Annotated in this window: 18 protein-coding genes; 5 read left to right on the top strand and 13 right to left on the bottom strand. The window is 53.7% G+C overall.

What is annotated here, in order from left to right; translation table 11 throughout:
• Positions 1–184: 184 nt before the first annotated feature.
• Both ACF8PK_RS17245 and ACF8PK_RS17240 read right to left on the bottom strand, forming a co-directional pair.
• Positions 185–1,123: an electron transfer flavoprotein subunit alpha/FixB family protein gene (locus tag ACF8PK_RS17245; protein ID WP_392442662.1), complete on the bottom strand. Its 939-nt coding sequence runs from the start codon at positions 1,121–1,123 to the stop codon at positions 185–187.
• Positions 1,124–1,140: 17 nt separating this feature from the next.
• On the bottom strand, positions 1,141–1,893 hold the full coding sequence (locus ACF8PK_RS17240) for an electron transfer flavoprotein subunit beta/FixA family protein (protein WP_392442660.1): 753 nt from the start codon (positions 1,891–1,893) through the stop codon (positions 1,141–1,143).
• 304 nt (positions 1,894–2,197) lie between these two features.
• Between ACF8PK_RS17240 and ACF8PK_RS17235 the strand changes: the two genes are divergently transcribed.
• Positions 2,198–3,871, top strand: coding sequence for an electron transfer flavoprotein-ubiquinone oxidoreductase (locus ACF8PK_RS17235; RefSeq protein ID WP_392442658.1), 1,674 nt, complete (start codon positions 2,198–2,200; stop codon positions 3,869–3,871).
• 118 nt (positions 3,872–3,989) lie between these two features.
• On the opposite strand, the gene yghU is transcribed toward ACF8PK_RS17235, so the two are convergent.
• The 6 genes from yghU to ACF8PK_RS17205 all read right to left on the bottom strand — a co-directional run bounded on the left by yghU (position 3,990) and on the right by ACF8PK_RS17205 (position 9,485).
• Positions 3,990–4,850: a glutathione-dependent disulfide-bond oxidoreductase gene (gene yghU, locus ACF8PK_RS17230; RefSeq protein ID WP_392442657.1), complete on the bottom strand. Its 861-nt coding sequence runs from the start codon at positions 4,848–4,850 to the stop codon at positions 3,990–3,992.
• A 252-nt stretch (positions 4,851–5,102) separates the two neighbouring features.
• A complete protein-coding gene (gene pstB / locus ACF8PK_RS17225; protein WP_392442655.1) occupies positions 5,103–5,942 on the bottom strand; it encodes a phosphate ABC transporter ATP-binding protein PstB in 840 nt (279 codons plus the stop codon).
• Between the two features lie 22 nt (positions 5,943–5,964).
• A complete protein-coding gene (pstA, locus tag ACF8PK_RS17220; protein ID WP_055465137.1) occupies positions 5,965–6,792 on the bottom strand; it encodes a phosphate ABC transporter permease PstA in 828 nt (275 codons plus the stop codon).
• A complete protein-coding gene (gene pstC / locus ACF8PK_RS17215; RefSeq protein WP_392442653.1) occupies positions 6,789–7,754 on the bottom strand; it encodes a phosphate ABC transporter permease subunit PstC in 966 nt (321 codons plus the stop codon). Before pstC ends, pstA begins: the two co-directional genes overlap by 4 nt.
• Positions 7,755–7,773: 19 nt before the next feature.
• Complete coding sequence (pstS, locus tag ACF8PK_RS17210) at positions 7,774–8,817, bottom strand: phosphate ABC transporter substrate-binding protein PstS (protein WP_392442650.1); 1,044 nt, start codon at positions 8,815–8,817, stop codon at positions 7,774–7,776.
• A 278-nt stretch (positions 8,818–9,095) separates the two neighbouring features.
• Positions 9,096–9,485 carry a nuclear transport factor 2 family protein gene (locus ACF8PK_RS17205; protein WP_202651045.1) on the bottom strand — a complete coding sequence of 130 codons (390 nt, stop codon included), beginning with the start codon at positions 9,483–9,485 and terminating at the stop codon, positions 9,096–9,098.
• Positions 9,486–9,624: 139 nt separating this feature from the next.
• Between ACF8PK_RS17205 and ACF8PK_RS17200 the strand changes: the two genes are divergently transcribed.
• Positions 9,625–10,362: an AraC family transcriptional regulator gene (locus tag ACF8PK_RS17200; RefSeq protein WP_392442647.1), complete on the top strand. Its 738-nt coding sequence runs from the start codon at positions 9,625–9,627 to the stop codon at positions 10,360–10,362.
• A gap of 209 nt (positions 10,363–10,571) precedes the next feature.
• Here ACF8PK_RS17200 and ACF8PK_RS17195 read toward each other — a convergent pair whose 3' ends face one another.
• Positions 10,572–10,811, bottom strand: a complete 240-nt coding sequence (locus ACF8PK_RS17195; protein WP_004727865.1) for a YdcH family protein — start codon at positions 10,809–10,811, stop codon at positions 10,572–10,574.
• A gap of 228 nt (positions 10,812–11,039) precedes the next feature.
• Positions 11,040–11,843 (bottom strand): MetQ/NlpA family ABC transporter substrate-binding protein, encoded by an 804-nt coding sequence (locus ACF8PK_RS17190; RefSeq protein WP_392442643.1) that lies wholly within the window; start codon positions 11,841–11,843, stop codon positions 11,040–11,042.
• A 357-nt stretch (positions 11,844–12,200) separates the two neighbouring features.
• Here ACF8PK_RS17190 and ACF8PK_RS17185 point away from each other — a divergent pair, with 357 nt between their 5' ends.
• Together ACF8PK_RS17185 and ACF8PK_RS17180 are read left to right on the top strand one after the other, a co-directional pair.
• Positions 12,201–13,343 carry an iron-containing alcohol dehydrogenase gene (locus ACF8PK_RS17185; protein ID WP_392442640.1) on the top strand — a complete coding sequence of 381 codons (1,143 nt, stop codon included), beginning with the start codon at positions 12,201–12,203 and terminating at the stop codon, positions 13,341–13,343.
• A 234-nt stretch (positions 13,344–13,577) separates the two neighbouring features.
• Positions 13,578–14,300, top strand: coding sequence for a glutamine amidotransferase (locus tag ACF8PK_RS17180; RefSeq protein ID WP_392442638.1), 723 nt, complete (start codon positions 13,578–13,580; stop codon positions 14,298–14,300).
• 86 nt (positions 14,301–14,386) lie between these two features.
• Here the strand turns inward: ACF8PK_RS17180 and ACF8PK_RS17175 are convergent, their stop codons facing one another.
• From ACF8PK_RS17175 to ACF8PK_RS17165, 3 genes are read right to left on the bottom strand one after another with little or no spacing between them, the layout of a single operon-like run.
• Positions 14,387–15,370: a LysR family transcriptional regulator gene (locus tag ACF8PK_RS17175; protein WP_014258176.1), complete on the bottom strand. Its 984-nt coding sequence runs from the start codon at positions 15,368–15,370 to the stop codon at positions 14,387–14,389.
• Positions 15,370–15,999 carry a response regulator transcription factor gene (locus ACF8PK_RS17170; protein WP_032082041.1) on the bottom strand — a complete coding sequence of 210 codons (630 nt, stop codon included), beginning with the start codon at positions 15,997–15,999 and terminating at the stop codon, positions 15,370–15,372. Before ACF8PK_RS17170 ends, ACF8PK_RS17175 begins: the two co-directional genes overlap by 1 nt.
• Positions 15,996–17,372 carry a cache domain-containing protein gene (locus ACF8PK_RS17165; protein ID WP_158164218.1) on the bottom strand — a complete coding sequence of 459 codons (1,377 nt, stop codon included), beginning with the start codon at positions 17,370–17,372 and terminating at the stop codon, positions 15,996–15,998. The genes ACF8PK_RS17170 and ACF8PK_RS17165 overlap by 4 nt, the downstream gene beginning before the upstream one ends.
• Positions 17,373–17,594: 222 nt before the next feature.
• On the opposite strand from ACF8PK_RS17165, the gene ACF8PK_RS17160 reads away from it, so the two are divergent.
• Positions 17,595–18,665, top strand: a complete 1,071-nt coding sequence (locus ACF8PK_RS17160) for a TRAP transporter substrate-binding protein (protein WP_238809238.1) — start codon at positions 17,595–17,597, stop codon at positions 18,663–18,665.
• The last annotated feature ends 20 nt before the right edge of the window (positions 18,666–18,685 follow it).

The raw sequence follows: 18,685 nt of genomic DNA, 5'->3' as shown, positions 1-18,685 counted from the left end.
CACTCGTGAGTCCAGAATCAGACTCGGTGCTCCCTTTCTTCGACCAACAGAACCAACTGCTAGGTCGAAACTTTTGCAAAACTATCAAAAAACATCATTTCGAATTAAAAAACTGGATCAACGCAATAAATATTAAGTTTTTAACCGCTGCGAAAAAACGGATATCCAAAGCCATAAATTCATCTCACACCGACTGAATCAACGCGGGCATGATCTCAAACAAATCCCCGACCAAGCCGTAATCGGCAATCTGGAAAATTGGCGCGTCCGGGTCGCTGTTGATGGCGACGATCACTTTGGAATCTTTCATACCCGCCAAGTGTTGAATCGCACCGGAGATCCCCACCGCAATATAGAGTTCTGGTGCCACGATTTTACCGGTCTGACCGACTTGCAAATCGTTGGAGACGAAACCGGCATCGACCGCCGCACGAGACGCGCCAATCGCGCCGCCGAGTTTGTCGGCAAGCTGTTCCACCAGCGCGAAGTTTTCTTTACTCCCCAGACCTCGGCCGCCGGAAATCACCACTCTGGCAGCAGGCAATTCAGGACGCGCGCTTTCCACTGTTTGCTGCGAGACAAACTGCGACGTCGCCGATTCAATCACGTGATCAACGGTTTTCACCTCCGCATTTCCTCCCGTACTGGCGACGGCATCAAAGGCTGAGCTGCGAATCGTCATCACTTTGATTGCATCCAGTGATTTCACTTTGGCCAGCGCGTTGCCTGCATAAATGGGGCGAACCACCGTATCCGGAGATTCAATCGTCATCACATCAGAAAGTTGTCCCACATCGAGCAGTGCCGCCACTCGCGGCAGCAGGTTTTTACCAAACGTGGTAGCCGGTGCGAGCACGTGGGAGTAGCTGCGTGCGATTTCTGTCACCAACGCTGCGCCGTTTTCTGCCAGGCGATGTTCATAAGCGGGACTCTCAGCCAGTAGCACATGGCTGACCCCCGCACACGCTTTTGCCGCCTCAGCGACTGATGCACACGCCGCGCCCATCACAAGTACACTCACCTTCCCGCCAATTGCGTTGGCCGCCTGCAAAGTGCGCAATGTATCCACAGCCAACACCTGATTGTTGTGCTCGGCAATGACTAAAGTCGAGAGTTCACTCATCGGTTGCTCCTGTCCCTTCAGCCAATCACTTTGGCTTCGTTTTTCAGCTTATCCACTAGCTCAGACACACTGGCCACCATCACGCCCGCTTTGCGCTCAGGTGGTGGCATGACGTCCATGATTTGCTGATGCGTGGTGAGCGTGACGCCTAAGGCGTCCGGCGTGGTGACATCTAACGGTTTGCGTTTGGCTTTCATAATGTTGGGCAGCGAGGCGTAACGCGGTTCATTGAGGCGTAAATCGGTGCTGATGATGGCTGGTAAAGCGAGCTTGAGCGTCTCCAGCCCGCCGTCAATCTCGCGCGTCACCAACACGGCGTCGCCCTGCACGTCCACTTTAGATGCGAAGGTGCCTTGTGGGCGCTCCGTCAGCGCTGCCAGCATTTGCGCGACTTGGTTGTTGTCGGTATCGATGGACTGTTTTCCCAGCAGCACCAACCCCGGCGCTTCGCTCGCCATCACCGCTTTGAGCAGTTTGGCCACATTGAGCGGCTCTGGCGCGCCATCAGTTTCAATGTGGATCGCGCGGTCGGCACCGAGTGCCAATGCGGCGCGCAGTTGCTCTTGGCAACTGACATCACCTACGGAAACCATAATCACCTCTTCGGCAATGCCCGCCTCTCGCAGGCGAATCGCTTCTTCCACCGCGATTTCGCAAAACGGGTTGATGGCCATTTTGACGTTGTTAGTTTCAACGCCTGAGCCATCACTTTTCACTCTCACCTTTACGTAAGCGTCAACGACACGTTTAACAGCTACTAAGATTTTCACACAGCCTCCTTGAGCGCTTGGCCGCTTTCATGGGCGACGGACCATCGGGAATGTTGGGTGGAATCAAACCGCTCGGTGATGACTGTTTAACGCGAGCCAAAATATTGTGCTTTCTGGACTGGTTAAATCCCGCATATCAACCACCTTTGACCACCAAACCCATTCAAACTCACCAGAAAATCATCCACTTTCTGCCATTCTCAATGGGTTAAATGAGGTTACTCTTTGAGCTTAGTTGAGTTTACGTTTACGTCAACTGGACTATATTTAATCCATAAATACCGTTGACGCATGGATGAAAAACATGGAACGAGAATCGATGGAGTTTGATGTCGTGATTGTTGGCGCAGGCCCGGCCGGGCTGGCTTGTGCGTGTAAACTGGCGCAGATTTGCCAGCAACAGCATGAGCCGAATGTCAGCATTTGCGTGGTCGAGAAAGGCTCTGAAGTGGGCGCGCACATTCTCTCCGGCGCGTTATTTGAAACCACGGCGCTCGATGAGCTGTTTCCGGATTGGCAGACCATGGATGCGCCGCTGACAACCAAAGTCAGTTCGGATGAATTTCTCTATCTCACCACCGAATACAACCACGTGCGCTTGCCCCACTTTGTGACGCCCAAAACCATGCGCAATTCAGACCAAAGCTACGTCATGAGCTTGGCCGACTTGTGTCGTTGGCTCGCCAAACAAGCTGAAAATCTGGGCGTTGAGATCTTTCCCGGCTTTGCTGCTGCCAGCGTCAATTATGATGAAAGCGGCGCTGTGATTGGAGTCATCACCTCAGACATGGGGTTAGACAAAACGGGCAATCAGAAAGCCAATTTCGAACCGGGCATTGCGCTGAACGCCAAATACACCATTTTCGCCGAAGGCGCACGCGGCCATTTGGGAAAAGATCTCATCAAGCATTTCAAACTCGATGAAGGAAAGCAGCCACAGCACTACGCACTGGGTATCAAAGAGATCTGGGAACTGCCAGACGATCACCCGCACAACAAGGCGGGAGAAGTGATTCACGGCCTGGGCTGGCCGCTGAATGAAACCCACACCACGGGCGGTAGCTTTCTCTACAAGCTCGGCCACAATCAGATTGCGATCGGGTTGATCACCGACCTCAACTATCACAACCCGTATTTAAGCCCGTTTGATGAGTTCCAGCGCCTCAAACATCACCCAGCATTCAGCAAACATTTATTGGGTGGCCAGCGCATTGCCTATGGCGCACGCGCGATTGCCAAAGGCGGCTTGAACGCTTTGCCCAAACAACAATTTCCCGGCGGCTTGCTCATCGGCTGCGATGCCGGCACGCTCAACTTTGCCAAAATCAAAGGTTGCCATACCGCAATGAAATCCGGCATGTTAGCGGCTGAAGCCATCACGCATGCACTCAATGCAGGCAACCAACGCCATTTTGAACCCGATTACGAGTCGCTGTTCAAGGCATCCTGGTTATATGAAGAACTCGAACAGTCACAAAACTTCTGTGCCACCATTCACCGCTTTGGCAATGTGGCGGGCGGCGTCATCAATAGCTTCGAGCAGAACATTTGGGTACCGCTGTTTAAGCGCGCTGCGCCATGGGAGATGGAAGATCCGCACCCAGACCATGTCCGCATCATCGATCAATCACGCTGCGCGCCCATCACGTATCCCAAACCCGATGGTGTGTTGAGCTTCGACAAACCCTCATCCGTCTTTCTGTCCGGCACGCAACACGAAGAGAACCAACCGTGTCACCTGAAACTGACCGATCCTTCGATTCCGATTGAAACGCATCTGCCCAAGTTTGGCGAGCCCGCCCAGCGCTACTGCCCTGCGGGTGTGTACGAAGTGATTGTGGTCGATGCTGTGCCGCGCTTTCAAATCAACGCTGCCAACTGCGTGCATTGCAAAACTTGCGACATTAAAGATCCGTCGCAGAACATTACGTGGTGCCCACCGGAAGGGGGCGGCGGCCCGAATTACCGCAACATGTAACCCGCGATTCGCGCCAAACACCCTGCGCCAAAGACAAAAATAGCCACGGTACGTCGTGGCTATTTCATTGGCATTGCTCGTGTTTTTAAACGACTAGGAAGAACCGTTTAAGCTGCCGTTAAGCGGGCTGTTTCGCCAAAGCGGAATCGATATCCGCGGCGCTGTGGCGCTCATCAACGCGCTCCCACGCTTCGCCCATGGTGCGGTTGACAATGCGACCCCGCTGCACCGCAGGACGCTCAGCCATCATTTTCGCCCAGCGTTGTACATGGGTATAACTCTGCACATCAAGGAACTCGGCCGCGTTATAAGCGTTGCCCAGCGCCAGGTTGCCATACCAAGGCCAAATTGCGATATCGGCAATGCTGTACGCTTCACCCGCAATGAAGGTGCCTTTCGCCAGTTGTTTATCCAACACATCCAGCTGGCGTTTGGCTTCCATCGCAAAGCGATTGATTGGGTATTCAAATTTCTCTGGCGCGTACGCGTAGAAGTGGCCAAAGCCACCGCCGAGATACGGCGCAGAACCTTGCAGCCAGAACAGCCAGTTCATCACCTGCGCACGTGGCGCCGCTTCGGTTGGCAACAAGTGACCGAATTTTTCAGCCAGATAAAACAGGATGTTGCCGGATTCAAACACGTTAATCGGCTCAGGGCCGGAACGGTCAACCATGGCTGGGATTTTAGAGTTTGGGTTGACGTCAACAAAGCCGGAACCAAACTGCTCGCCATCACCAATACGAATCAAAAATGCATCGTACTCCGCGCCTTTTACGCCCAGCGCCAGCAGCTCTTCCAGCATGATGGTCACTTTCTGGCCGTTCGGCGTGCCCATCGAATAGAGCTGAATCGGGTGCTCGCCAATCGGCAGCGTTTTCTCATGGCGCGCGCCAGAGTCTGGTCGGTTGATACTGGCCCATTGACCGCCGTTTTCGCTGTCCATGGTCCAAACTTTGGGTGGTACGTATTGGTTTGCCATTGTGTTTCCTTATCTTTGTTGGAGTTCGGCACTACAAGATATAGGGGTGATTGGCGAAGATAAAAACCCCTATTGGCTCATTTACTTAGAACCTTCAGTTATGGCTTGGTCGGCGTGAGCATAACCAAGCATCGGCGCGGCGCGACACCGCACGCAGAACCCCAACATTGCCGCATGGCCTGCACAACAATGCGCAAAGATAGAGAAAACAGAGCGACCCATCGGTGCAGAGAGCCGCTCTGGTGGGCGGATTTATCCGAAGTCGCCCGAAATATAACGGCGGGTACGCGCTTGTTTGGGTTGATGGAACATTTGACGCGTCGGGCCAAATTCCACCAGCTCGCCGAGATACATAAATGCCGTGTGATTGGAAATGCGCATCGCTTGCTGCATGTTGTGCGTAACAATCACGATGGTGAAGTTCTCTTTCAGCTCGCCAATCAACGCTTCAATCGCCGATGTAGCAATCGGATCGAGCGCGGAAGTGGGTTCGTCCATCAAAATGATGTCCGGTTCCAGCGCGATGGTGCGCGCGATACACAAACGCTGCTGCTGACCGCCAGACAAGCTGTGCGCATCGGCATGGAGCTTATCTTTCACTTCCTGCCACAAGTGCGCCGCTTTAAGCGCTTGTTCTATTTTCTGCTCGATCTCTGCCTTGCTGTGGCCTTGCAAACGCAAACCAAAGGCAATGTTTTCGGCAATCGACATCGGAAACGGCGTCGGCTTTTGGAATATCATGCCGATTTTGGATCGCAGCTCGTTGAGGTCTGCGTAATCGAGCAAATTGGCGCCTTCATAACCAATCATGCCTTCGGCATGTTGATGACCATACAGCGCGTAAATTCGGTTCAGGCAGCGCAACAAGGTGGATTTACCACAACCCGACGGGCCAATCAGCGCCGTGACCTGATGTTGATAAATCGGCAGCGACACAGATTTTAACGCGCGCTCCCCTTTGCGGTCGTAGTAGAAATTCAGATCGCGAATATCCAGCACCACCTCGCTTGCCGTGGTGGCTAGAGTGTCCACCGAAGTCTCCGTGTCCGTGGTCGCCGGAGACAAAATCGTGGTTGCTATGTTGTGATTCATGGTTCTCACCTTTAAATGGTTCTCACCTTTTGAAAAGTTTCGGCAAATGCGCGGCACTGATGTTCACCAGTAGAATGAACAGGGTGACAATCAGCGCGCCCGACCATGCCAGCTGTTGCCAACTCTCGTAAGGACTCATCGCAAATTGATAGATGGTGACGGGCAGATTCGCGACCGGACCGGAGAAATCGGTCGACATAAAATTGCTGTTGAGCGCGGTAAATAGCAGCGGCGCGGTTTCCCCTGCAATGCGGGCAAACGACAACAAAATCGCGGTGATAAGGCCAGAAGCCGCTGAACGGTAGCAGAGTTTAAACACCACCACCCAGTTGGCCGCGCCGAGGCCACGGCCCGCTTCTTTGAGTGTGCTTGGCACCAGGCGAAGCATCTCTTCTGTGCCAGCGATGATGGTTGGCAGCGCCAGAACGGCGAGCGCAATACACCCCGCCCAGCCAGAATAGCCGCCGCTTGGCACGACGATCAGCGCGTAAACAAACAGGCCGACCAGTATCGACGGCGCGCTCATCAAAATGTTGTTCAGAAAGCGAATCGCCTGCGCCCACTTGCTGTCGGCTTCCTGCTCCGCTAGCCAAGTCCCTGCCAGCAGCGCAATCGGTGTGGCGATGAAGATCGACAGAAAGGTCATTTCCAGGCTGCCGATAAAGGCATTTTTCAACCCACCCGCACTGCCCGGCCCCGGCGTAATCTCAGTAAACAGCGCCAGATTGATACCGGACAAGCCCCGTGAAATCAGGGTGTAGAGAATACTCGCCAGAACCAGCAACCCCATGGCGGCCGAGCCGTAACAGAAAAGCTGAAACAGGCGGTTTTTGATGCGTCTGGTGTTCATTTTTTCACGCCCCCCATGTTGTTCGCGGCCAGCATTTTGTTTGCAATCAGCATCACCAGTAACGTAATGACAAACAGCAACACGCCAAGGCCCAATAATGAAGCGATGTGAATCGGCTGCGTTGCTTCGTTAAACTGCTGGGCGATGGTCGAGGCAATTGAGGTCGCTGGCATAAACAGCGACGCCTGAATGCGGTTCGTTCCGCCAATCACAAACGTCACCGCCATGGTTTCGCCCAACGCGCGGCCAAGCCCAAGAATACAGGCGCTGAATACCGCGCGGCGCACGCTTGGTAAGAGCACTTTGGTGATCACTTCAAACGGATTCGCGCCAATGCCGTAGGCCGTTTCACGCAGGATATTGGGAATCGACGCCAGTGCATCGCGCGTGAGTGACGTGATGATCGGCAGAATCATCAACGCGAGGATGATGCCGGCGCTGAGCAAGCCAATGCCGATCGGCGGACCATTGAACAACGGGCCAATCAGTGGCCACTGCGCGAGGTGCTCTCCGGCCCACATTTGAAAATGGTCGGAAAACCACGGACAGAACACAAACAATCCCCACATCCCGAAAATAATGCTGGGAATGGCAGCCAGCAACTCAATTGCTTTACCGACGGGCGCGCTAACCCAGCGCGGTGCGAGTTCTGACAGAAACACCGCAATGCCGAGCGACAGCGGCACCGCAATCAAACAAGCAATGAAGGCGCTGACCAAGGTGCCGTAAATGGCGGCAGCCGCGCCAAACTCGCCGTGAATCGGATCCCAGACATCACGGTAGACAAACGACAAACCAAACGTCGACAACGCCGACTGGCTGCCGGAAAGCAGAGAGAGGATGAGGCCGAGCAGCACGGCAAACACCATCAGCGCGCTGAAGAAGCTGACGGCGGAGAAAATCTTATCTGGCTGATATCGAGAAATCGCTTTATTCATAACACTCTGACTGTGCCCCGGCATACACCGGGGCATCCTCGGCTTAACGGATCACGGCTTGACCATCGGAAACCAGATTCTGTTTCCAAGTCTTGTTCACCAGTTTCACCACCGATTCCGGCATCGCCACGTAGTCGAGGTTTTGTGCCATTTCTGGGTGCTGATAGCTCCAAGTGAAGTACTTCAGCATTGCCTGCGCTTTTGCCATGTCTTTCTGATCTTTGTGCATCAGAATGAATGTCGCGGAGGTCATCGGCCACGTTGCCGCGCCCGGCTGATCGTTGAGGATCAGTTTAAAGCCCGGCGCGTGTTCCCAATCGGCATTCGCCGCTGCGGCCTGAAAGCTCGCCGCGGTTGGGTTCACAAACTTGCCGGCTTTGTTTTGCAGCTGGGTGTAAGCCAGGTGGTTTTGCGTGGCGTAAGCGTATTCCACATAACCGATAGAGCCTTTGGTGCGTGTCACGTAGTTCGCAACACCCGCGTTCCCTTTGCCGCCGATATCCGTCGCCGCGCTTGGCCAGTTGATGTCTTTACCCACACCAATTTTGGATTGCCAGTCACTGCTCACGCGCGACAGGTAATCGGTGAAGTTGAACGTCGTGCCTGAACCGTCAGAGCGGTGAACCACGTAGATAGGCAATTTAGGCAGTTTTTCGTTCGGATTGAGCTTAGCGATCGCCGCATCGTTCCAGTTTTTGATTTTGCCCAGATAGATGTCCGCCAGCACAGAGCCCGTCAGTTTCAGTTCGCCCGCTTTGACACCAGGAACGTTGACCACTGGTACGATACCGCCCATCACCATGGGAAACTGAATCATGTCTTCCTTGTTCAGTTCAATCGCATCCAGTGGTGCGTCCGTACCGCCGAAATCAACCGTGTTCGCTTCAATCTGACGAATACCACCGCCAGAACCGATCGCCTGATAGTTGATTTGCACACCTGTCTCTTTTTGGTACGCTTCCGCCCATTTGGCGTAAACCGGATATGGGAACGTCGCGCCCGCACCATTCAATGTGGTGGCAGCGAATGCTGAGCCAGAAGCACACAGTGCTAGTGACACCAAAAGCGTAGATTTCATCATTTTCATCGTGAACCCCGATATTTTCTTTGAGAATCGCTGAACCGACTTCCTTGTTCAGTAAATCGACAGCGCGCTACTGGGGACACGCTAAAAACTCCCGATGACATTTTTGTGACGATTTTGTTATTTCATTGATTTAAAAAGAATATTTATCATATTGGTTATTTTTTGATAAGTTGAGTTATCTGAAATCGGGGATTTGAGCGCCTTACACAGCGCTCAATTTTCCATCAACCTCACTCGGCTGAGTTCAACTCAATCGCACAAAAAACCCGTTCATCGAATTACCGCACAGACGCCAGTGCTCTATCGCTCTGGTCACCGTCAATCACGCGTGAAAGTTCATCGCAGCGCACAATTTTGCCCTCTCGCCACTGAAAATGAGCGATCACCTCCACCATACTGCGTTCTCCATTGCGTTTCTCGACGCTAACCTGATGGCGACTGAACACATGTTCGTCCTGCTGCGCCATCGCTACAACAGTCACGGTCATCGACTGCGTCAGTTGTTTTAAGGTCAGCAGATGCTCTTTAAATTCGCTCAGGTTCAGCACAGCGCCATCGGCCACTTGTTGATAGCTGGACGCGAAATAACGCTCCACCTCGCGCTCATCCACATACTCAGCTTCAATGACCGCCAGCAGCGCGGCATGAGTTAAGTGTTTCAGTTCCATATTGTTCTCCTCAGTTCATCAATTGAATCCGCAACATGGGCGCTTATCGTCTTCACTGCGCCATGTTGTTCTCTATGCTAAAGCCGATTTGCGTGGCAGAATTTGGACATTAAGACAAAAAATAAGGAATTTCTGCCAAATGGTTGCGATTCGCCGAGCCTCACTCAAGCATCCCAAAAACGCGATCACTGAATGGCATACTCATCAGGAAGGTCAGCTGTTTTGGGTGAACCAAGGGATTTTGATGGTCGAAGCCGAGCAGCAGCGCTGGACGGTGGCCTCCGGCTGCTTAGCGTGGATCCCCGTCGGTTGCCGGCACCGAACCGAGGTGATTACCGATGTAGAAGGCGAACTGCTGTATGTGCAAGACGCAATGATGTTGGATGCCATGCCGGCCCCCAAATTGATTCGTTGCGACGATCTCACCACGGCGCTGCTCAAGCGGCTGTCCGGCACAGCATTGAACTCTTCAGACACGCGTGAGCAGGCGTGGCTAGCACTGCTCGGCAGTGAAATCTCGCACGCCCCCGCCACCCCGTTGCAATTGCCATTGCCGGAAGACAAACGAGCGCGCAAGGTCGCCAACTATTTGATTGCTGAACCCGAAAACCGCCTGAGCCAAGAGACGCTGGCAGAACGCTTTGGCCTCAGCAGCCGAACGCTGCATCGTCTGTTTCGCCATCAGACGGGCATGACATTTGTGCATTGGCGTCAGCAAAGCCGCCTGCTTCACTCATTGAGCTTGCTCGAAGCGGGCAAGAGCATCACCGAAGTGGCGCTGGCCTCAGGCTACGACAACACCAGCAGCTACATTCAGCTGTTTCGCCAGCGATTCGGCGTCACGCCCAAGCTGTACCTGCGCCAACGCCAGTTTTAACAGCAAGGTGGAGTTTGAATGCAAGGCCGATATTTTAATGATGGGCGATGAGGTCATTTGGTGCGAGAAATCCATTTGGTACAGGAAATCCATTTGGGGCGCATGAAAAAACCACCCGGCCGGGTGGCTTCTCGTCTGGCACGCGTGACACGGCATCGTGTTCGGCGGCCTTGGCTGATCCGGTGTGAACTCACCGGTCACGTGGCGGGTTACATGCCCATAATTTTGCCATGTAGCCAGTCTTTCAGCTCTGCTCGGTTGAGTTTCATCGAATTCATGGAGTGGTCGTCAATCGGCGCGCCTCTGAGCTCCAGTTTTCGAATTTCTCTGTCTAGTGAATTGTAGTTCGACGCATTTGCTGCAAATGCCTCATCGCTCGCGGTTAGCTGACTGATGGTATCCAAGTGCTCTGGATATTCGTTCGCTAAAGAGTGATTTTCGCCTAGCATAGAAACCTCGTGAGTTAATGGGTGACACAAACGCACTGCTCACTTTTTAAGCAGTGCTATCCCTAACTCTAGCACGCTCTACTCATGACTCAAGTTCATCAATCAAACTGTTCGCGCATCTGCGATCTTGCCCCAATGATCAAAAGAAAAAAGCCATCGAAGGGAACTTCGATGGCGACTTGTATTCAATGACTGAGTAAAAATGGCAGCGAAATGTAAAGAAAATGCCTAGAAAGCCGGTTCAATAGTGCCTTTGAAGGTTTCATCCAAGAAATCGCGAATCGGCTGTGATTGATAGATTTGCACAAATTTCTTGTACGCTTCGTTGTCTTTGTCTTTCTCACGCGTTGCAATCACCATCACCGCCAGCGGCGCTTGCTTCGACTCAAGGTAAATGCCCTGTTTTTTCGGATCCAGACCCGCAGACATCACATAGTTCATGGTGATCGCCGCAGCGTCGACGTCATCCAGTGTGCGTGGCAGTTGCGCCGCATCCACTTCGATAAACTGGAAGTGTTTTGGGTTGTCGACGATGTCGTTCAATGACGCTTTGAAACCCACGCCATCGCGCAGTTTGATTAAGTTTGCATCAGCAAACAGCAACAAGCCGCGGCCGCCGTTGGTGGGATCGTTTGGAATCGCGATGCGCGCGCCGTCTGGCAGATCTTCAATCGCGTGGTATTTGTTTGAGTACACACCCATACGCATCAGAATCGATTCACCAATCGACACCAAATGCGAATCGTGGCTGCTGTTGTAGTTGGTCAAAAACGGTTGATGTTGGTAGCTGTTGATATCGATGCTGCCATCTTCCAATGCCGCGTTCGGCGTAATGTAGTCGGAAAACTCCACCACTTTGACCTTTAAGCCTTGCTTCGCTGCTTCTTTGGCAACCGCTTCCACCACTTGGGCATGCGGACCAACTGTGGCACCGACTTTGATCTCCGCTTGATCCTGTTGACCACACGCGGTTAACCCGGCAAACAGGGTTGCCACCAATGCCCACTGACCGACTTTCTTCAATCCTTTCATTTTCTTCTCCGTGTTCTGTGCGAGCGTTTACGTCAACAGACGTTTAGCCATCTAAACTGCTATACTACTCTCGCAAAATTTTTGTGCAACTCAATTTTTTACGCCTTAGACCATGCGAGCGATGACACGCAATGGCGACCACTCGTCCACAACAGTGTCTCTTGCGTGCCCACAACGATGACGGTGAGCACAGCACCAGCCGATGAATTTGTGAACCCATCAAGTGGCATCTAGAAAAAACCGCCCAACGTGGTTTTGATTCGGCCTTTTTTTCAAGTTAATTTCCCCCAGCACGCGATTTAATGCTTTCAGACGAATCCCTTTATTTCAGTTTTTATTTCATTAGATGAGGCAGTGATGACTGTATTTAAACTCGCATTTCCCAAAATCAATTTATCCGGTGTGGGCGCGATTGAAGCGCTCGTTGAGCGTTTACAACAAACCCATGACAACGCGCCCGGCCTGCTGATTTGCGACCCGACCATGGTTGAGTTGGGCTTTGCCAAGAAGCTGACTGATTCCAACTTAAACCTCACCCTGTTCAGCCAAGTTCGTCCCAACCCAGATACCCACACCGTCGCCAGCGCACTGGACGCATTTGAACAGTGCGGCGCGCAATACATCATTGGTTTTGGCGGCGGCAGCGCGATTGACACCGCCAAAGCAATTCGCATTTTATCGGCCAACCCAACCCCAATTTCGGCCTACAACGGCATCGAAAAAGTGGCCCAACTTGGCGCGCCGCTCTACGCCATCAACACCACCGCAGGCACAGCAGCCGAAGTCACCAGCAACGCAGTGATTACCGACACCGCCACGCACGTCAAACACGTCATCATTTCCGACAAAATCATTCCCGATGTGTCGGTGAACGATCCAAGCGTGATGCTGGGCATTCCGAGTGCCGTCACCGCGGCGACTGGCATTGATGCGCTCACGCACGCGATTGAATCTTACGTTTCCGTGGGCGCGCATACGCTCACCGATTACATCTCTCTGGAATCGATTAAATTGATCGCGCAGCATCTGCCCAGCGCGGTGGATGATGGCAGCAACCTTGAAGCGCGCGAGATGATGGCGTACGGCCAATTTGTCGCGGGGCTGTCGTTCAACAGCGCGGGCTTGGGCATGGTGCACGCGATGGCGCACCCTGCTGGCGCGCAAAAAGATCTGCCGCACGGCGTGTGCAACGCTATTTTGCTGCCGATTGTGTGTGAATTTAACCGCCCGGCGCGTGTGGAAAAGTTTGCCAATATCGCTCGCGCAATGGGCGTCGATACGTCTGCCATGAGTGAGGAAGAAGCAAGCTTCGCCGCGATTGACGCCATCAAAGCGCTCAATCAACGTGTTGGGATTCCCGCTGGTTTTGGCGAATTGGGCATCACAGAAACCGACACACTGGCGTGGGTCAACGATGCCATGGCCGACCCATGCGCAGGCGGCAACCCTATCGCGATGACCAAAGAGCAAGTCATCGAACTGTACGCTCAATCGGTGTAACCACCACACAAATCCGAAGCACAACCAAAGCTGAAAGGACACTTTCAGCTTTTTTTGTTTACCAAACGCCTCTGTTCCCACCTTCCCCATGTCGTCAAATTACAATACGCCAACGCTTCGACATGATATGGTGAGTCGTATTCATTGACCTGAGTGGACTTCATCGTCGACTCAGCGCATCAAATTCAGCCGTGTTCAACGGCACAGGTAGAAACATCCATCGTAAGGAAGCGTATGAAAACACTACTCATCGTCAATGTCGGTCAGGCGCCGCAAGCTCAATTGGAAAAGTTCGGGGATTTTGAAGAGTGGGCGCTGCGCGCAATTCGTTCGCAGGGCGTCGAGCAGCACGACATTCACATCGAATTCCATGACGGCGTGCAGCACGCACTGCCAAATTTCGACACCTTAGCGGGTGTCATCATCATGGGTTCGCTGGCGATGGCTTCCGAGAAAAAGCCGTGGATGCTGCGGTTATCCGACGAAATTGTTCAATTGGTTGAGCGCCAAATTCCCCTGCTGGGTATCTGCTTTGGCCATCAGTTGATTGCGCAAGCGCTCGGTGGCGTTGTCGGTTATCACCCGCAAGGCTTGGAAATCGGCACCGTGCAGATCGCCAAAGAACCTGCGGCGAACGACGATGCGATTTTCGCGCATTTGCCTGAGCAATTTGGCGCGCAAGCGGTTCATTACCAATCGGTGCTGACGCTGCCAGAGAGCGCCGTTCATCTCGCGCGCAGCGATTTTGAACCGCATCATGCGTACCGTGTCGGCCCTGCGTGTTGGGGCGTGCAGTTCCACCCGGAATTCACACCCGAGATCATGCAGATGTCGCTGGATGGTCTGAAACACGAGTTTGAAGACGACTACCCAGCGAAAAGCGCTCAGGTCGCCGAAACCAAGCAAGCCAAACAGGTCCTGCTACAATTTGCCCGCGTCTGCTGTCAGGCGCAGTAAGTTAACTTCCACGCGCATGCTCACTTCCGCGCGCAGTCTCACTTCCGCGCACACCGTCACGCACTCCTCTGCGCACGATCCGCGCGTTAAGGCGCGGCATGCACAGCACGCTTTGGGTCAGCGTCATGCGCTGGCCCTTGTTTTTGCAACGCTTCCACCCGCTCAAGCAGGTAACGTTTAAAACTGGCGCAACGCTCTGGCATCGGGTGCCGTGGCCGATAGTAAAGAAAGATGTCAAAGCTCGCGCAGCGATACTGCGGCATCACATGATGCAATTCGCCGCTGCGTAAACACGGTTCCACCAGCGAATGTGGCAGATAAGCAATGCCCGCACTTTGCTGCGCAAGATGGAGCAGCATTTCGCTGTTGTCGCACTCCAGCGCATCACGAATGGTGACGATCTCCGGCTGCTCGTCGCGCTCAAAACACCAGCGATTGCCGCCCAACAAAGTGCGTGCATACAAGCAGCGATGCGCTTTCAGTGCCTGCGGCGTGGTCGGTATGCCCGCTTCGGCCAGATAGCGTTCCGAGGCGCACAAATACAACGGCTCACTGAGCAGGCGTTTGCGGATCAGCAGCGAATCTTCCACCGGTTCACCGTCATACGTGGCGAGGGCGCGAAAGGCAAAATCGATGGTGAGCGGGTCAAACTCCCCCGCTTCAATAAAGATTTTGAAATGCACTTTTGGATGCAGCGCCATGTATTCGGCCACGATTTTGGTCAGATACTGGCGTGCAAACAGCGGCGTTGACGAGAGGCGGATTTCGCCCTGCTGCTGCTCGCTGAGGTTTTGCACCGCTTCGCACAACGTATCGATCTCGCCAATCATCGGCGCAAAGCGTTCGTACAACAGTTGCCCCGCTTGGGTCGCGGCCAGCTGGCGCGTGCTGCGTTTGATGAGTTCAACCGACAACGTCTCTTCCAGCTCTTTGACCCAGCGGCTGCCTGCGGCGGCGGAAATGCCCTGTCGTTGCGCGGCGGCTTTGAACGATCCGGTTTGCATCACCACGCAAAAGAACAGGATCTTATCCAGAATCGGCTGGCGACTGGAAAGCAGTGGCCCCGCCATCAGTTCACCAAGCCTTTTTCCAGCGCCAGTTTCACCAGCGCGGCGGTCGATGACGCGCCGAGTTTCTTTTTGATGCGCAAGCGATGCGTTTCCACCGTGCGCACACTGATGTGCAACGTATCGGCGATGTCTTTGTTGCCACAACCGCTGACGATGGCTTTCAGCACATCCGATTCGCGTTTCGACAGCGTTTCATCGCGCTCGGCGGGCTTTTCGTTGAACTGCGCCAGCAGCTTATCCGACGCCTGCGGGCAGAGGTACGAGCGCCCCTGCGCGACCTGATTGATCGCGAGCACCAGTTCATCCGAACTGACATCTTTGAGCACGTACCCTTTCGCGCCCGCTTTCACGGCGCGAATCACGTAATCTTTGCTGTCGTGCATCGACAGCATGATCACCGAGGTACTGAGATTCGACTGCTGAATACGCTCCAAGACCTCCAAACCGTTCATGCGCGGCATGTTGATATCAAGCAGCAGCACATCCGGCTTGAGCTTGCGCGTCATGTCCAGTGCGTCGTCTCCCGTGCCGACACAGGCCAGAATGCTGAGGTTATCTTCCCGTTCCAGACGCGATTTCAGACCATCCTGCATTAAGCGGTGATCATCGGCCAATACTAGCTTTATCATACAAACTCCATGTCTAAACTGACGCGAATTTCGGTGCCTTCACCCACCTCACTCGACACCGAAAACTGGCCTCCAATGGCCTGTACCCGTTCCTTCATATTTTGCAGCCCCATGTGATCCTGCGGCGCTGTTTTCTGTTTCAATCGCTCTTTGGTGATGCCTTTGCCATCGTCGCTGATGGTGAGGATCAGCAGACGCCCTTCGCGCTGCATCACCACATCCACGCCACTGGCATCGGCATGTTTTTCCACGTTATGCAGCGACTCCTGCACCACGCGATACAAGGTGGTTTCCACTTCGGCCACCATCTCGACGCCGTCGATATCGTGTTCAAACACCAGTTCCAAATCGGTGCGGCGGCGCAGATCATTGAGATACGCTTCAATGCCCGCCACCAACCCCAAATCGTCCAGCTGCGGTGGGCGCAAATCACGCGAGATACGCCGCAGCTCGACAATCGCGTGCTCCATCACCGCTTTGCTCGCTTCCAGCTCGGTTTGCTTACGCTGCTCATCCTGCTCGCGCTGCACGTTATCAATCCGGTATTTGGCGGCCACCAACAACTGGTTCACGCCATCGTGCAATTCTCGCGACACGCGCTGGCGCTCATTTTCCTGCGAATTGATGATCTGCTGGTTCAACTGGCTCAGTTGCTCGTTCGCCATACGGCGCACATTGAGGTTGAGCGATGCGCCCAGCCCGGCAATCACCGACACCGCAATAAACACTACGCCAAACAAAGCGCTGCTGCTTTTGCCTATGTTCTGGTCAAAGCCGCTTTGCATGTGCTGAATCTGACGCTCGATATCATCCAGATAGACGCCGGTGCCGAGCATCCAGCCCCATTTTTCCAGCGCGATGGCGTAACTCAGTTTAGGCAGCGGCTCCTGCGTCGACGGTTTGTGCCAGTAGTATTCGACAAATCCACCGCCCTGTTTGGACACTTCAATCAGCGCCTGCAGCAGTTTTTTGCCGTGAAAGTCTTCCACGTCCCACCAATTACGCCCGACACGTTCCGGCTGATACGGCAGCACCAGCGCTTCGCCGCCCCAAGTGTAGACAAAGAAATAGCCGTCGCGTCCATAGGTGAGCTGACTGAGCTTTTCCGACACCAAACGCTTGGCCTCGGCCTCTTCCAGCTGCGCATCGCGGTAGTAGGGTTCAATACTTTTCAGCGCCAGTTCGACGTACTGTTGCAACTCCTGACGTTTTGCCGCCAGCACGTTGTTGCGCGTGAGCTGCACCTGATCTGCCACCAGCGTTCTGGCCTGACTGAACAGAATGCTGGCCACAATGCCGACCACCACAATCAGCGGCACAATCGACAGCAGCAAGATATTCACCGTCAGCTTACGGTTACTGATCAATCCCATGGAAACTCTGGCCTCATCCTTGGCTGTGTACGTAGTTTTACGGACAAAACTCGCCATTTTCTGCACATATTACTGACAAAATTTGCGCAGTTTTCCCAATAGAGGCGATGCGTTTCGCCCTCTACACTTGAGACTAAATGTAACATCCCATTAACATCAATGAGCTTGGGATGTTCACATTTTTAAACTCAAAACAAGGAACTTACCCCACAGGAGTTAGCAATGGCTTTCACTCAAGTTGCACTTGCCACCAGCCTTTCGATTGCGGCGACAGCACTCACATTTCATGTTCAGGCGGCGGAAAAGATTCTGCTCAAAACCCCGGTCGCGTTCGGGACGCATCTGCCTGCGCTCGGCACCCCGATTCAATGGTACGCCGACCACATCACCGACACCTCCGGCGGCACCATCAAAATGAAAATTTATGAACCCGGCAAACTGGTGAATCCGGCGGAAATTCTCGATGCCGTTTCAACCGGTAAAGTGAACTCCGGTTACGCCACCGCCGGTTACTGGCAAGGCACCCTTCCGGCCGCCGCCCTCTTTTCTTCAGTTCCCTTTGGCCCGGAAGCCGGTGAATACATGGCGTGGCTCTACTTCGGTAACGGCCTGAAACTCTATCAAGAGATGTACGACCAAGGCGGTTACAACGTCAAAGTGTTGCCGTGTGCCATCATCTCTCCGGAAACGTCCGGCTGGTTTAAAAAGCCGATTGAAAAACCAGAGGATCTGAAAGGCCTCAACATGCGCTTCTTTGGCCTTGGCGCGTCGGTGATGGAAAAACTGGGTGTGGGCACGGTGCAGATGCCGGGCGGCGAGATCTTTGGCGCACTGGAAAAAGGCGCGATTGATGCGTCTGAATTCTCTCAGCCAGCCATCGATGAACGTCTCGGCTTTTACAAGATCGTGAAATACAATTACTTCCCGGGCTGGCACCAACAGTCGACGGTGTTTGAATTGCTGATCAACAAAGACACCTGGAAGAAGATGGACAAAGCGCAGCAAAGCGCCGTGGAAACCACCTGTATGGCGACCATGACCTACTCAATCGCGGAAGGCGAAGCGATTCAATACTCCGCGATGCAAAAAGCGCAGCAGAATGGCGTGGAGATCCGCTACTGGAACGACACCATGCTCAACCTGTTTGAAACCACCTGGATGGAAGTGGTCGACGAGAAGAAAAAAGCCGATCCATTCTTTGCCAAAGTGTGGGACGACCTGAGCAAGTTCCGCCACGATTACGCCCTGTGGGAAGCGAACGCCTTCCTGCCACGTCAATCACACACAAAATAATCACTCTCGCCGGCTCTCGG

The sequence above is a fragment of the Vibrio sp. CJQ_6 genome, assembly GCF_043106745.1.
GTDB lineage: Bacteria > Pseudomonadota > Gammaproteobacteria > Enterobacterales > Vibrionaceae > Vibrio > Vibrio furnissii.
This window is presented reverse-complemented; position numbering and strand designations above follow the sequence as displayed.

Excerpts from the sequence above, each read along its gene's own strand:
- ACF8PK_RS17245 (WP_392442662.1), bottom strand. The coding sequence starts at position 1,123 with ATGAGTGAACTCTCGACTTTAGTCATTGCCGAGCACAACAATCAGGTG.
- ACF8PK_RS17235 (WP_392442658.1), top strand. The coding sequence starts at position 2,198 with ATGGAACGAGAATCGATGGAGTTTGATGTCGTGATTGTTGGCGCAGGC.
- yghU (WP_392442657.1), bottom strand. The coding sequence starts at position 4,850 with ATGGCAAACCAATACGTACCACCCAAAGTTTGGACCATGGACAGCGAA.
- pstB (WP_392442655.1), bottom strand. The coding sequence starts at position 5,942 with ATGAATCACAACATAGCAACCACGATTTTGTCTCCGGCGACCACGGAC.
- pstA (WP_055465137.1), bottom strand. The coding sequence starts at position 6,792 with ATGAACACCAGACGCATCAAAAACCGCCTGTTTCAGCTTTTCTGTTAC.
- pstC (WP_392442653.1), bottom strand. The coding sequence starts at position 7,754 with ATGCCGGGGCACAGTCAGAGTGTTATGAATAAAGCGATTTCTCGATAT.
- pstS (WP_392442650.1), bottom strand. The coding sequence starts at position 8,817 with ATGAAAATGATGAAATCTACGCTTTTGGTGTCACTAGCACTGTGTGCT.
- ACF8PK_RS17205 (WP_202651045.1), bottom strand. The coding sequence starts at position 9,485 with ATGGAACTGAAACACTTAACTCATGCCGCGCTGCTGGCGGTCATTGAA.
- ACF8PK_RS17200 (WP_392442647.1), top strand. The coding sequence starts at position 9,625 with ATGGTTGCGATTCGCCGAGCCTCACTCAAGCATCCCAAAAACGCGATC.
- ACF8PK_RS17195 (WP_004727865.1), bottom strand. The coding sequence starts at position 10,811 with ATGCTAGGCGAAAATCACTCTTTAGCGAACGAATATCCAGAGCACTTG.
- ACF8PK_RS17190 (WP_392442643.1), bottom strand. The coding sequence starts at position 11,843 with ATGAAAGGATTGAAGAAAGTCGGTCAGTGGGCATTGGTGGCAACCCTG.
- ACF8PK_RS17185 (WP_392442640.1), top strand. The coding sequence starts at position 12,201 with ATGACTGTATTTAAACTCGCATTTCCCAAAATCAATTTATCCGGTGTG.
- ACF8PK_RS17180 (WP_392442638.1), top strand. The coding sequence starts at position 13,578 with ATGAAAACACTACTCATCGTCAATGTCGGTCAGGCGCCGCAAGCTCAA.
- ACF8PK_RS17175 (WP_014258176.1), bottom strand. The coding sequence starts at position 15,370 with ATGGCGGGGCCACTGCTTTCCAGTCGCCAGCCGATTCTGGATAAGATC.
- ACF8PK_RS17170 (WP_032082041.1), bottom strand. The coding sequence starts at position 15,999 with ATGATAAAGCTAGTATTGGCCGATGATCACCGCTTAATGCAGGATGGT.
- ACF8PK_RS17165 (WP_158164218.1), bottom strand. The coding sequence starts at position 17,372 with ATGGGATTGATCAGTAACCGTAAGCTGACGGTGAATATCTTGCTGCTG.
- ACF8PK_RS17160 (WP_238809238.1), top strand. The coding sequence starts at position 17,595 with ATGGCTTTCACTCAAGTTGCACTTGCCACCAGCCTTTCGATTGCGGCG.